Source organism: Planosporangium spinosum (assembly GCF_049999945.1).
GTDB classification, from domain to species: Bacteria; Actinomycetota; Actinomycetes; order Mycobacteriales; family Micromonosporaceae; genus Planosporangium; species Planosporangium spinosum.
In genome coordinates, this window is the sequence record NZ_JBLYUB010000012.1 from 16,789 (window position 1) to 29,125 (window position 12,337).

Below are 12,337 nucleotides of genomic sequence, written 5' to 3' on the forward strand. Positions count from 1 at the left end.
GGAAGCCATCACCACAGCGATAAGATCCAGGGGAACCGGGCACCGTACGGCACTGTCGCAGATCGGGAAAGCGGGGCAGATGGAGACCGCCGGTCACGAGATAGGGCCGGCTCCGCTGGAGCTCGGCCGGTCCAGTGACGGCCCCGGCAGAGTCTGCCTGGCCGTCACCGGCGAGCTCGACATCAGCAATCTCGACCGGCTGCGGGATGCGTTCACCGCCATCCTGGCGCAACCGCAGACCGTCGCGCTGGTGGTGGACTTCGGACAACTGGAGTTCATCGACTCGTCCGGGGTGCAGGTCCTCATGCGGGCCCGGCAGGACGCCGACCGCCGCGGCACCGTGTTCCGGGTGGTCAACGCACACGGCAAGGTACTGCGCGTGCTGACGATCCTCGGTGTCCACGAGATCCTGTCGGCGACCGACGAGCGGTTGTGCTGACCACTCACGCCGGACGTGGCGGCACCGCCGTCAGCCGGGGCGGCCGGCCCGCGCCGGGATCGTGGGCGTTCCGGGCGTGCCAGTCCAGGATGCCGGCCACGTCGATGCCGTGCGGCGGGGCCGCCGCGTAGGGCCGCAGGCGATCGGTTCCCCGGCCGGTCAGCCGCACCGCGCCCGTCACATTGCCGCGCTGCGCGTGGGTGATGCCCACGCAGACCTGCGCCAGTCCCTGCCAGAGGTCGCGCTCGGCCGCCGGTGCGGCCTTCCACGCGGCTTCGAGCACCTCATGCGCGGCGAACGCCCGGCCGGCATCCAGCAGCCACTGCGCCAGGCCGAGCGCCTCCGCCGGTGGCAACGGCTCCTCCGGTACCGGCTCGACGCCGCCCGGATCGCCGTACGGCAACGGCCGCCCGGTCGCGTCGCGCGGTCGGGCCTGCCGGGGCCGGCCGACCGCATCCCTGTCCCGTCCACCACTCGTCATGAGGCCATCCTGGCAGCGGCACCCGGGAGCGGCGGCCCCGGCCGGCGCTCTGGCACCCGGGCGCGGCGGCCCCGGCCGGCGCCGGACAGGTACCGACGTGGCTACCGGTGGATCCGATGACAGGAAGGCCACACGGACAAAGCCACATAGTCGGCGCGGCCGCCGGGTACCACCGGCGCGACAGCGGCAACGCCCGACGGCGGAAACCGTTCGAGGGCGGCAACGGAAGGCGGCGTGCGGTGGCGGGGCGACACGATCGGGACCTGGCGGAGCTGGCGGCGGCCCACGGCGTCGCCACCTCGTACGAGGACTGGCGGCACCGCCGGGTCGACGTCGACCCGGACGTGGTCCGCACGGTCCTCGGACTGCTCGACGTGGAGGCCGACACTCCGGCCGCGGTACGCCGGGAGCTGGACCGGGTCCGGGCCCGCGACCGGGCCGACACCCTGCCGCCCACCGTGGTGGTACGCCCGGGGCGGACCTGGTCGCTGCCGGCCGGCGACGGGATCGCCACCGCCGAGGACGGCCCCACGTACAAGGTTCGCGACGGCGGTCCGGTCGACCTGCCGCTGGGCTGGTACCGGCTGAGCGCGGGCGACTCCGAGGCGACCCTGGTGGTCGCGCCGCGGCGGCTGCCCACCTCTCCCCCGGCCTGGGGCTGGATGCTCCAGTTGTACGCGCTGCACTCGGCCCGGTCGTGGGGCATGGGCGACCTCGCGGACCTGCGGGCGTTCACCGAATGGGCGGCCGGTACCGGTGACGCCGGGCTCATCCTGCTCAACCCGGTGCACGCCGTCGGCACGGTACCGAGCGTCCAGGCCTCGCCGTACTCACCGACCAGCCGCCGCTTCACCAACGCGCTCTACCTCGCCGTCGAGGACACCGACGCCTACCGGCGGGCGGCACCGGAGGTACGGGCACGCGTGGACGCGCTGCGACCGCGGGCGGGCGGCGAACGGATCGACTACGACCGGGTCTGGCACGCCAAGCGGGAAGCGTTCGCACTGCTGCTGCCGTATGCCGATGCGGCGGCCGGGCCGGGTCGCGCACCGTACGACGCCGGCCCCGCGCTGCGCGACTTCGCCACGTACTGTGCCCTCGCCGAGGTACACGGCCCCGACTGGCGGTCGTGGCCGGCCGAACTGCGCCGCCCGGACTCCCCCGCCGTCGCCGCCGCCCGGGCGGAGCTGGGCGACCGGGTGGCCTTCCACGCCTGGTTGCAGCGCGAGAGCGACCGGCAGCTCGGGCGCGCCCAGGACACCGCACGGCGCGCCGGGATGCCCGTCGGGCTGGTCCATGACCTCGCGGTCGGGGTGGACCCCGGTGGCGCCGACGGTTGGCTGTTGCAGGACGTGCTCGCCCGCGGGGTCACCGCCGGCGCTCCGCCGGACGGGTTCAACCAACAGGGGCAGGACTGGGGCCTGGCCGCCTGGCGGCCCGACCGGCTGGCCGCGACCGGCTACACCGCCTACCGGGACATGGTGCGGTCGGTACTGGCGCACGCCGGCGGTGTCCGGGTCGACCACGTCATGGGGCTGTGGCGACTGTGGTGGGTACCGCCGGGCGAGTCGCCCGACCGAGGTACCTACGTGAGCTACGACGACGAGGCGATGCTCGGCATCCTCGCGCTGGAGGCACACCGGGCTGGCGCCGTGGTGGTCGCCGAGGACCTCGGCACGGTCGAGCCCCGGGTGACGCGGGCGCTGCGCGACGCGCACATGCTCGGCTCGACGGTGCTGTGGTTCGCCCGTACCGACGAGCCGGACGCCGGCCGGGCCACCGCCGACGACGCCGGCCGGGCTGACGTCCCGCCGTTCCGGCCGCCGGCCGGCTGGCCGGCCGGCACGATGGCCAGCATCTCCACCCACGACCTGCCGACCGCGGCCGGGATGCTCACCGGTGAGCACGTACGGGTCCGCGCCGGACTGGGCCTGCTCACCGACGCGGACGCGGACGCCGTACGGGCCACCGCCGACCGGCGGGAACTGGTCGCGCTGCTGCTCAGGGAGGGGCTGGTCGCCGACGGCGCGACCGATGAGGAACTGGTGACCGGTATGCACCGGCTGCTGGCCGCCTCGCCGTGCCGGTTCCTGCTCGCCTCGCCGTACGACGTGCTCGGCGAGGTGCGGCAACCGAACCTGCCCGGCACCGTCGACCAGTACCCGAACTGGCGGATTCCACTACCGGTCACGCTGGAGGCGATACGTGACGATCCGCGCCTGCACCGGGTGGCGACGATCCTCGGCAGCGCCCGCCCCCGGCCCGCGGCATCGCCGGAATCGCCGGCGACATCGCAGGCGCAGCCGGGCGCGCCAGGGTGGTCCGACCCGCTGGTGTGACTCAGCCGGTCTGGGTCGCGATCCGAAGCCCCAGAGCGATCATGACGGCGGCGCCGACCCGCTCGAGCCGGTTCGTCAGCGTGGGCGTCAGGGCCCGCCGCGCCCGCGAGGCGAGCCACGCCACACCGGTGAGCCACACCAGGGACAGCACGAGGTGGATGCTCCCCAGCACCATCATGACCGCGGCGCCGCGGTGCCCGGCGGGCGCGAACTGCGGCAGCAGGGAGAGGTAGAAGACGCCGACCTTCGGGTTGAGGAGGTTGGTGGTGACGCCCCGCCAGTAGGCCGCCAGCGCGCCACGCCCGGCGCCGGGGACGTCGGCGGCAACCGGGGCGCCGGCAGCCTGGACGGAGTCGGCACGCCCGGCCCCCCGGGGGCGGTGCCGGCTCGCCATCAGGCCGCGCACGCCGAGGTACACCAGGTATCCGGCGCCGAGCAGCCGCACCGTCTCGTACGCCGTGTGCGAGGCGGTGAGCAGCGCGGACAGGCCCAGAACCGAGGCGGCCGCCCAGCCGACGAGGCCGGTGTTGACACCCAGGCCGCAGGCTACGGCGGCCCGTCGTCCGGACCGCAGCCCCTGGGAGAGCACCAGCATGGTGTCCACTCCCGGCGTGATCGTCAGCAGGGCCGCGACCACCGTGAAGGACAGGATCGAACTCACCATGCCGTGCACCTTCCTAACGACGTACACAATGAAACGTACGGCGTTAACTTTACTGACGTCAAGCTCCGGTGCCGGACCGACCGAGACGCGTCCGGACCGTAGGGTGCATCGGGTGATCTACAAGTTGCTACCGGCTCCCGAGTGGGCGGCGGCCGAGGAGCGCGGCCACTACGACGGCTCGGCGGTCGACCGGCGGGACGGCTTCATCCACTTCTCCGGCCGTGACCAGGTGGTCGAGACGGCCGCCCGGCACTTCGCCGGGCAGACCGGACTCACCCTGCTCGCCGTCGACCCGCGCCGCCTCGGCGACGCGCTGCGATGGGAGCCGTCCCGCGGCGGCGCTCTCTTCCCCCACCTGTACGGGCCACTGCCGGCGCACGCGGTGGTGGCCGTGCACGCGCTACCCGACGACCGGCCCGCCGCGGAAGCCGTGGCGGCGCTGCTCGCCTGACACCGCGCCACCCGCTTCGCGCGGGGCTGACGGAAGCGACCGGCTTCGCGCGGGACTGACGGTAGCGACCGGCTTCGCGCGGGGCTGACCGGCCGGCCGCTCGCGGGTACCCGACCCGTCTGCCGCCGGCCCGCGGAAACGAGGTCAGGTCCGTCCGCCCGGCCGAGGGATGAAGCGGCGCGCGACGTGTGTCAGCCGGGCCCGCACTCCGCGCGGATTCCGCAGGATCTCGTTGGCCAGCTCGTCGGCCCGCTTGTCCGGAAAACCGGCGTCGTCGAGCTCGTTACGCAGTCGGGTGCGCTTGATGTCGTACTTGTGGCTTCCCGGTCGCGGCATCGCGACCACCCCCTCGACACGCAGTTACCCAGCCGGTACGGCCGTAATCCCGACGCGCCGGACGCCCTCGACGCGGGCGGGCGGCGCGCCACCCCCGGCGGGTAGCCGGGCCGCCGGTCAGGCGTGGGCCCGGCCCGCGACGTCGGCGGCCCGGGCGGCCACCCATCCGGTCACGATCTCGAGGACTTCCGGGTCGACGGGGCGGCGGGCCTGCTTCTTGTACGTCCGCAGCGACGCCGGTCCGTCCTCGCGGCGCAGCAGGTGCGTGACGTCCCGCAGTCGGTGCACCTCGACCGGGGCGGTGACCAGGTGAGCGATGCGGTCCAGGTCATCGACGTCGACCTGGAGGTCCTTGTCACCGGTCAGCGCACACACCGGCACACGCAGCCGGGCCAGGTCGGCGGCCGGGTCGTGGTCGAGGTACTCCCGGCTCCACTTGGCGTTGATCCGCGCGCCACCCATCCGGATCACGTCGGTGGTGCTACGCCGCAGCCGCTCGTGGTTGCGCGCCACCTTGGTGACGAGGTCCACCCGCAGCAGGCGCAGCAGCAGGCGCACCGGGGCGGGCAGGGTCGGTGCGATCTGCGCCGCCTGCCAGAGCAGGACCTCCGAACCCGGGCGGGCGGGGCCCGCCAGCAGCACCACGCCCGCGAGCGCGTCCCCCGCGCGCGCCGCCCCGGACGCCGCACCGTCACCTGACGCCGCACCGTCGCCCGACACCGCACCGTCGCCTGCGGTGGGCGCGGCGCCGTCACGCGCCGCGACTGCGGTGGCGATGACCGCTCCCTCGCTGTGACCGGCCACGAAGAGCCGGTCGGCGGTGACCTCCGGCCGGGCGGCCAGCGCGGCGAGGGCGGCCTGTGCGTCGGCGATGTTGTCTTCCAGGCCGGCGGTCAGGAAGGTACCGGTACTCGCCCCGGCGCCACGCTTGTCGTAGCGCAGCGACGCGATGCCCCGGGCGGCGAGCGCCTCGGCGAGGTAACGCGACACACCGAGGGGCGCGCGGCGGTGGTCGGAGTTGCGGTCCAGCGGCCCGGATCCGGAGATGAGCAGCACCGCCGGGAACGGCCCGGGGCCGGCCGGGGTGAGCAGGCTGCCGGCCAGGGTCTGCGCGCCGCTGGCGAACCGCAGGTCGGTCTCGGGCATGCCGGGCCTCAGGCCTTCGGCGCGAGCGCGGTGGCGAGCGACTGCGGGTCGTCGGTGCCCAGCAGCAGGGAGTCCAGCTTCTCGCCGGTCAGCAGGACGCGTACCGCCGGCTGGTCCTTGCGCACGTCGACGAACTCCTTGCCGGAGCGGCTGAGCCAGGTGCCGAGCTTGCGGACCCCCGGCAGGCCGAGGCCGACCCGCAGGCCGTGCGCCGCGCCCAACGCGTCGTCGACGATCTCGACTCCCCGGACGGCGCTGAGGGGCACACTGACGTCGCCGTGGACGGAGGCGACCTTCTCGGCGGTAGTCAGGCGGACGAGCAGCGAGTCCTCGGTGAGGACGATGTCTGTCATGCGCTCCATGATTATTGACTTTGAGAACAATGTCAAATGTGAGAACATGTGAGCCGTGTCCAGCGCCGATCTGTTGCTTCACCCGATCCGGCTGCGGATCGTGCAGGCCTTCCTGCCCGATCGCGAGCTGACCATCGGCCAACTCGGCGAGCAACTGCCGGAGGTGCCGACCGCCAGCCTCTACCGCCACGTGTCCACCCTGGTCGACGGCGAGGCCCTGACGGTGGTGACCGAACGGAAGGTTCGGGGCACGTTCGAGCGGACGTACCGGCTCAACCTCGCCAACGTCAGCGTCACCGGCGAGGACGCGGCCAGCATGGACGCCGAAGCCCACCGGCGCGCCTTCCTGACCTTCGTCGCCTCGCTGCTCGCCGACTTCGACCGCTACCTGGCGCGCGACGACATCGACCTGGTCCGTGACGGCGTGGGGTACCGCCAACTGGTGCTCAACCTCAGCGACGCCGAGTTCACCGCGCTCGGCGCCGAACTGCGGGAGCTCCTCGAGCGGTACGCGGCGCTGCCCGCGGGCCCCGGCAGGGTGCGCCGTCTGCTGTCCCGCATCGTGATGCCCGCGGGGTGATCCGTCGCGGTCGGCACGGTTCGGGCGGCGGAGGAGGCCGGTCCGGTGAGACCGGCGACGGTGAGACCGGGACGGCAAGGGTGGCACGGTGAGGGTGGCGAGGGCGCAGCCGCCGGAATGTCCCTGCCCCGTCCGGCCCGGCCGGCTACGATCGGCGGTCTCATGAGCGCAACACTGATCGCCAAGGGCCTGGCCGCCGGCTACGGGGACCGGGCCCTCTTCTCCGACCTCGACCTCGTCGTCGCCCCGGGTGACGTCGTCGGCCTCGTCGGCGCGAACGGCGCCGGCAAGTCGACCCTGCTGCGTAGCCTCGCCGGGCTGGTACCCCTGGAAGCGGGCACCGTGCAGCTCAACCCGCCGACGGCGACCGTCGGGCACCTGCCCCAGGAGCCGGAGCGCCGTCCGGGTGAGACGGTCCGGGCGTTCCTGGCCCGGCGTACCGGTGTCGCGGCCGCGCAGCGCGACCTCGACGCCAGCACCGAGGCCCTGGCCGCCGGGGAGCCGGGTGCCGACGACACGTACGCGACGGCGCTGGAGCGCTGGCTCGACCTGGGCGGCGCGGACCTGGCCGAGCGCGCCGAGGAGGTGGCCGCGGACCTCGGGCTCACCGTCGGCCTGGACCAGCAGATGACCGGCCTGTCGGGCGGGCAGGCCGCCCGGGCAGGCCTCGCGTCGCTGCTGCTGAGCCGGTACGACGTCTTCCTGCTCGACGAGCCGACCAACGACCTCGACCTCGACGGCCTGCGCCGGCTGGAGGAGTTCGTCACCGGCCTGCGCGCCGGAACGGTGCTGGTCAGCCACGACCGGGAGTTCCTGAGCCGCACCGTCACCCGCGTCCTCGAACTCGACCTCGCCCAGCAGCAGGTCCGCCACTACGGCGGCGGGTACGACTCGTACCTGGAGGAGCGCGAGGTGGCGCGCCGGCACGCCCGGGCCGGCTACGAGGAGTACGCCGAGACCCGGGCGGCTCTCGAGGCGCGGGCCCGCATGCAGCGGGCCTGGATGGAGAAGGGCGTCCGCAACGCCCGCCGCAAGGCGCCCGACAACGACAAGTCCATCCGCCACTTCCGGGGCGAGACGAGCGAGAAGCAGGCCGCCAAGGCCCGCCAGACCGAACGGATGATCGAGCGGCTGGAGGTCGTCGAGGAGCCGCGCAAGGAGTGGGAGCTGCGGATGGAGATCGCTGCCGCGCCCCGCGCCGGCGCGGTCGTCGCGTCGCTGCGCGGCGCGGTGGTCCACCGTGACCGGTTCACGCTCGGCCCGGTGGACCTGCAGATCGACTGGGCCGACCGGGTCGCCATCACCGGCGCCAACGGCTCGGGCAAATCGACGCTGCTCGCCGCGCTGCTCGGCCGGCTACCGCTGGACGCCGGGACCGGTGGGCTCGGCCCGGGCGTGGTGGTCGGCGAGGTCGACCAGGCGCGCGGACTGTTCACCGGCGACGAGGTGCTGCTCGACGCCTTCCGCGCTGCCGTACCCGACCTGACCCCGGCCGACGCGCGTACCCTGCTGGCCAAGTTCGGGCTGCGGGCCGCGCACGTCCTGCGCCCCGCGGCGACCCTCTCCCCCGGCGAGCGCACCCGGGCGGCGCTCGCGGTGCTTCAGGCGCGCGGAGTGAACCTGCTGGTCCTCGACGAGCCCACCAACCACCTGGACCTGCCCGCCATCGAGCAGCTCGAGTCGGCTCTCGGGTCGTACCCGGGCACCCTGCTGCTGGTCACCCACGACCGCCGGATGCTCGCCGCGGTGCACACCACCCGGCACATCGAGGTCGACGCCGGCCGGGTCACCGATCGGTGACCCGGCCCGGCCCGCTGCTCACGCCCTGCTGACCTCCAGCGGCAACGTTTTGACGGCGACCATCACCCACGGGTTGCGGAGCTCGACCGGCGCGTCGTCGGCCACCCGGATGTCGCGGTAGCGCTCCAGCAGGATCCGCAGCGCGATCCGCGCCTCCAGCCGTGCCAGCGGCGCGCCGAGACAGAAGTGGATGCCGTGCCCGAAGGTGAGATGCGGGTTGGGCGCGCGGTGGATGTCGAACCGGTCGGGGCGGGCGAACACCCGCTCGTCCCGGTTGGCCGCCGCCAGCCAGACGATCACCACCGAGCCGGCCGGGATGACGGTGTCACCGACCGTGGCGTCGACGGTCGTCCGCCGCGCCAGGCGCGGGAAGGGGGTGCGGAAGCGCAGCACCTCCTCGATCGCGGCGGGCAGCAGGGCCGGGTCGGCACGCACCTCGGCCGCCGCGTCGGGGTGCTCGTCGAAGCCGAGGACCGTGTTGCCGAGCGTCGCCGTGGTGGTGATGTGCCCGGCGAGCAGCAGCAGCCCCACGAAGCCGACGATCTCCTCGTCGTCCAGCCGCTGGCCGTCGACCTCCGCCCGCAGCAGCTTGCTGGTCAGGTCGTCGCCGGGAGCGGCGCGGCGGGCGCGGATGTGGTCGAGCAGGTACGCGTTCATCTCCCGCATCGTCGGCGCGACGGTCTTCACCGCCTCCTCGCTCATCCGGGTCAGCGACTCGTCCGGGTCGACGTTGTTCCGCTCGAACAGGGCGTCCGCCCAGCGCCGGAACACCGGCCGGTCGGACGTCGGGATCCCGAGCAGCTCGGCGATCACGACAACCGGCAGGGGGTACGCCAGATCCTCGATCAACTCCAGCCGGTCGCCGCCGGCCGCGTCGAGCAGCTCGGTGGTCACCTCAGCGATGCGCGGCTCGATCCCCGCCACCATCTTCGGCGTGAACGCCTGGCTGACCAGGCCGCGCAGCATGCGGTGCCGGGGCGGATCCATCCGCACGAAGTTGCCCCGCTGGAACAGGTCCATGTCCTCCTGTGGCGGAAACAGGTCGGTGAGATCGGAGGAGAACGTGGCCGGATCGGCGAGTACGGCGCCGGCCTCCGGATGGCCGAGCACCTGCCAGCACTGTTGCCGCTCGTCGTAGTGCACCGGACCGCGCTCGCGGAGGCGCTCGAGCCAGGCCAGGAACTCCGGCAGGGTGTACCGGAGATGGGGCTGCTGAGCCGGGATCTGGGCCCTCCCGGACTGGTCCGACCCATCCGAAGCCTGGGTCTGCCCGGCCTGGGTCGCGGTCTGCTGGGTGGTCCCGGAGCTTGTCATGGCGATCCTCCCGCTCGAAGAGCCCCGCCACCGGCGCGGAGGTCGGTACGACAACGATGGGCGACAGCGCGGAGCGTCACGAAATCACCTGGGTGCCCGGTGCCGTAAGGTCGGCGTCACGACGGGTACCCGAAACCGCATTCCACGCTATTCCCGGTCCCGGCCCGCGCATACCATCCGGGCAGTGCCGATACGCGCAATTCACCCCGGGCGGAGCGGCCACGCCGTGGATGGCGGCCCGGCTGCGTGCGGCTGGTCGTCCACCGCTGCGCGCGCCGGCCCGCCATCGGTCGGGTGGTCGCCGATCAGCCGGCGGCCGCGCTGAAGACCGGGTAGTAGCCGCCGGCCTGTCCGGTCGCCATCGGGTGGTAGGAGATGCCGATGTCGGCGAAGTTCAACGCGTGCAGCCACTTGTCACCGCTGCACAGTTGGTGGCCGATGAACGCCGACCGTACGTCGGCGAAGACGAACCCGTGCCGGCGGGCCTCGGCGCCGGTGATGTCGTCGAGCAGGTTGATGCCTTCGTCGATCTTCGCGTGGGACTCGGCGCTGAGCCCGATGCAGAGCGTACCCAGCTGGTAGAAGACGGGGTAACTGAGGACGACCACGCGGGCGCGGGGAGCCCGGGCCGAGATGCCGTTGTAGACGGTGTTCAGGGCACCGGCGAGGCTCGCCCGCGCCCAGTTCTCGGCCGTCTGTACGGCGTTCACGCACTCCGTCGTGCCGTAGAGGGCACAGGTCGTCATGATGTTGGCGAATCCCGCGTCGTTGCCGCCGACCGTGATGCTCACCAGGGTCGTGGTGGAGCTCAACGCCGACAGCTGGCTGTTGACGACACTGGTCGTCGTCGCCCCGGAGCAGGCGACCGAGGCATAGGAGGCGGGAGCCTTCGCGGCGGCCCACAGCGCCGGGTAGGCGTTGGTGCTGCGCTGGCAGGAGCCGCTTTCCGAGGTGTACGGGCCGGAGCCCACACCGGACGAGTAGGAGTCGCCGAGGGCGACGTAGCGGACGTTGGAGGCGGCCTGGGCGGGGGTGGTCACCGCGAGCGTGGCGACGATGGCCGCCGGGACGCTGACGATGAGGGCGACAAGACGCGATCTGCGCACTGTGTCCTCCGGGGGGAGAGAAACGGTGCGCAATCTTTATCATTACATGTATCGATGCCGGAATGTGCAACGCACCCCCGTCCACCAGCCACTTTGTTCAGCCGGCACGGCGCGAAAGCGCGGCGCTTGGCATTGCAGGCATGTACGCACAGAGCGACATAACGGTTACAAGCGGTAATTCGCGAGGGGTGTCACCGCCGGCCGTCGCCCACGGTGCACCATACCGGTCCCCCGCGACGCCGACCGCCCCCATCGAGCTCCGCCACTCCCCCGCGGCACCGGGTCGTCCGCTGTCCGCAACGGACGGTGCCCGCCGACCGGGTGTCAGCACCGGGTCGCGTCCCGCGGACCGAGCCGGCGGCTGCTTCACACGTCCCGGCGGGCCGCGGCGATCAGCCGGGTCAGCGACTCATGGAGGCGCTGAAGCTCGCCGAGCTCCATCCCGAGGTGCTCCACCACGGCAGCCGGTACCTTCTCGGCCTGCTCCCGGAGCGCGACACCGGCCTCCGTCAGGGTCACCACGAGGACCCGCTCGTCGGCCGGGTCGCGCTGACGACGGACGTACCCGGCCGCCTCCAGGCGCTTCAGCAGCGGAGACAGGGTGCCGGGGTCCAGTTGCAGCAGGCCGCTGAGGTCCTTGACGGACAGCCGAGAGTGCTGCCACAGCGCCAGCATCACCAGGTACTGCGGATGGGTGAGGCCCATCGGCTCGAGCAGGGGCCGGTAGACGGCGACCACACTGCGGGACGCCACGGACAGGGCGAAGCAGACCTGCCGTTCCAGCGCGAGCGGATCGACCGCACTGTCGGGGATGTCACTCACGGCGCACAGATCCCCTCTCCACGGGTCACCTATGATTTGCACACAAACTATTGGTACCCACAGTACCGGCGGTGGGAAGGGACACACCCCGGCGGGTACGGGTCGCATACGGCTCACCCCTCGGGGTACCCCCCGTTGGGTGGGTCGGATCCGTAGCGGTGGTGACACGTCCCGGCCATCCACGACGGCACGACAGGAACGGAACCCAGACAGGTGACCCAGCCCGACAACGAGGCGCCCCGGAACACCGAAGCGCCCAGAAACGCCGACGCGCCGAGAAACTCCGAAGCGGCCGGGAAAGCCAAGGACCGCGACCTGCTCGGGCGGATTCTCTTCTGGATCTTCGGCCCGCCGACCGCCAACGACGCGATCACGGTTCACAGCCCGCAGGCCAAGGCGTACCTCGAACGCCAGCGCGCCGCCCGCAAGCAGCAGCGCGAGCAGGAGCGCGCCCGGCGCAGGGAATCCCGGTAGCGGCGACACCGGGTACCGCCGGACGTCGACCG

At 72.9% G+C, this 12,337-nt stretch carries 14 protein-coding genes; 6 read left to right on the forward strand and 8 right to left on the reverse strand.

Annotation, left to right across the window (positions count from 1 at the left end):
• The first annotated feature begins 79 nt into the window (after positions 1-79).
• Positions 80-439, forward strand: a complete 360-nt coding sequence (locus ACNTMW_RS17285) for an STAS domain-containing protein (RefSeq protein WP_426634666.1) — start codon at positions 80-82, stop codon at positions 437-439.
• A gap of 4 nt (positions 440-443) precedes the next feature.
• Here ACNTMW_RS17285 and ACNTMW_RS17290 read toward each other — a convergent pair whose 3' ends face one another.
• Positions 444-920 (reverse strand): DUF309 domain-containing protein, encoded by a 477-nt coding sequence (locus tag ACNTMW_RS17290; protein WP_426634667.1) that lies wholly within the window; start codon positions 918-920, stop codon positions 444-446.
• A 239-nt stretch (positions 921-1,159) separates the two neighbouring features.
• On the opposite strand from ACNTMW_RS17290, the gene malQ reads away from it, so the two are divergent.
• Positions 1,160-3,259, forward strand: a complete 2,100-nt coding sequence (malQ, locus tag ACNTMW_RS17295) for a 4-alpha-glucanotransferase (protein ID WP_426634668.1) — start codon at positions 1,160-1,162, stop codon at positions 3,257-3,259.
• A gap of 1 nt (position 3,260) precedes the next feature.
• Here the strand turns inward: malQ and ACNTMW_RS17300 are convergent, their stop codons facing one another.
• Positions 3,261-3,923, reverse strand: a complete 663-nt coding sequence (locus tag ACNTMW_RS17300) for a LysE family translocator (RefSeq protein WP_426634669.1) — start codon at positions 3,921-3,923, stop codon at positions 3,261-3,263.
• 112 nt (positions 3,924-4,035) lie between these two features.
• On the opposite strand from ACNTMW_RS17300, the gene ACNTMW_RS17305 reads away from it, so the two are divergent.
• Entirely contained in the window at positions 4,036-4,374 is a 339-nt protein-coding gene (locus ACNTMW_RS17305) for a DUF952 domain-containing protein (protein ID WP_426634670.1), read from the forward strand.
• Positions 4,375-4,518: 144 nt separating this feature from the next.
• On the opposite strand, the gene ACNTMW_RS17310 is transcribed toward ACNTMW_RS17305, so the two are convergent.
• From ACNTMW_RS17310 to ACNTMW_RS17320, 3 genes are all read right to left on the reverse strand, one after another.
• A complete protein-coding gene (locus ACNTMW_RS17310; RefSeq protein ID WP_426634671.1) occupies positions 4,519-4,710 on the reverse strand; it encodes a hypothetical protein in 192 nt (63 codons plus the stop codon).
• 117 nt (positions 4,711-4,827) lie between these two features.
• Positions 4,828-5,856, reverse strand: a complete 1,029-nt coding sequence (locus tag ACNTMW_RS17315; RefSeq protein ID WP_426634672.1) for a serine aminopeptidase domain-containing protein — start codon at positions 5,854-5,856, stop codon at positions 4,828-4,830.
• A gap of 8 nt (positions 5,857-5,864) precedes the next feature.
• Positions 5,865-6,209 carry a hypothetical protein gene (locus ACNTMW_RS17320; protein ID WP_426634673.1) on the reverse strand — a complete coding sequence of 115 codons (345 nt, stop codon included), beginning with the start codon at positions 6,207-6,209 and terminating at the stop codon, positions 5,865-5,867.
• Between the two features lie 55 nt (positions 6,210-6,264).
• Between ACNTMW_RS17320 and ACNTMW_RS17325 the strand changes: the two genes are divergently transcribed.
• Complete coding sequence (locus ACNTMW_RS17325; protein ID WP_426634674.1) at positions 6,265-6,789, forward strand: helix-turn-helix domain-containing protein; 525 nt, start codon at positions 6,265-6,267, stop codon at positions 6,787-6,789.
• Between the two features lie 162 nt (positions 6,790-6,951).
• The gene (locus tag ACNTMW_RS17330) at positions 6,952-8,589 is read left to right on the forward strand and encodes an ABC-F family ATP-binding cassette domain-containing protein (protein ID WP_426634676.1); all 1,638 of its coding nucleotides are present in this window, start codon (positions 6,952-6,954) and stop codon (positions 8,587-8,589) included.
• Between the two features lie 18 nt (positions 8,590-8,607).
• Here the strand turns inward: ACNTMW_RS17330 and ACNTMW_RS17335 are convergent, their stop codons facing one another.
• From ACNTMW_RS17335 to ACNTMW_RS17345, 3 genes are all read right to left on the reverse strand, one after another.
• On the reverse strand, positions 8,608-9,903 hold the full coding sequence (locus ACNTMW_RS17335) for a cytochrome P450 (RefSeq protein WP_426634677.1): 1,296 nt from the start codon (positions 9,901-9,903) through the stop codon (positions 8,608-8,610).
• Between the two features lie 305 nt (positions 9,904-10,208).
• Positions 10,209-11,009, reverse strand: a complete 801-nt coding sequence (locus ACNTMW_RS17340) for an SGNH/GDSL hydrolase family protein (protein ID WP_426634678.1) — start codon at positions 11,007-11,009, stop codon at positions 10,209-10,211.
• Positions 11,010-11,375: 366 nt separating this feature from the next.
• Positions 11,376-11,831, reverse strand: a complete 456-nt coding sequence (locus ACNTMW_RS17345; RefSeq protein ID WP_426634679.1) for a MarR family winged helix-turn-helix transcriptional regulator — start codon at positions 11,829-11,831, stop codon at positions 11,376-11,378.
• A gap of 213 nt (positions 11,832-12,044) precedes the next feature.
• Here ACNTMW_RS17345 and ACNTMW_RS17350 point away from each other — a divergent pair, with 213 nt between their 5' ends.
• A complete protein-coding gene (locus ACNTMW_RS17350) occupies positions 12,045-12,305 on the forward strand; it encodes a hypothetical protein (RefSeq protein WP_426634680.1) in 261 nt (86 codons plus the stop codon).
• Positions 12,306-12,337 lie beyond the last annotated feature (32 nt).

Coding starts and splice junctions, on each gene's coding strand:
- ACNTMW_RS17285 (WP_426634666.1), top strand. CDS start 80: ATGGAGACCGCCGGTCACGAGATAGGGCCGGCTCCGCTGGAGCTCGGC.
- ACNTMW_RS17290 (WP_426634667.1), bottom strand. CDS start 920: ATGACGAGTGGTGGACGGGACAGGGATGCGGTCGGCCGGCCCCGGCAG.
- ACNTMW_RS17300 (WP_426634669.1), bottom strand. CDS start 3,923: ATGGTGAGTTCGATCCTGTCCTTCACGGTGGTCGCGGCCCTGCTGACG.
- ACNTMW_RS17310 (WP_426634671.1), bottom strand. CDS start 4,710: ATGCCGCGACCGGGAAGCCACAAGTACGACATCAAGCGCACCCGACTG.
- ACNTMW_RS17315 (WP_426634672.1), bottom strand. CDS start 5,856: ATGCCCGAGACCGACCTGCGGTTCGCCAGCGGCGCGCAGACCCTGGCC.
- ACNTMW_RS17320 (WP_426634673.1), bottom strand. CDS start 6,209: ATGACAGACATCGTCCTCACCGAGGACTCGCTGCTCGTCCGCCTGACT.
- ACNTMW_RS17330 (WP_426634676.1), top strand. CDS start 6,952: ATGAGCGCAACACTGATCGCCAAGGGCCTGGCCGCCGGCTACGGGGAC.
- ACNTMW_RS17335 (WP_426634677.1), bottom strand. CDS start 9,903: ATGACAAGCTCCGGGACCACCCAGCAGACCGCGACCCAGGCCGGGCAG.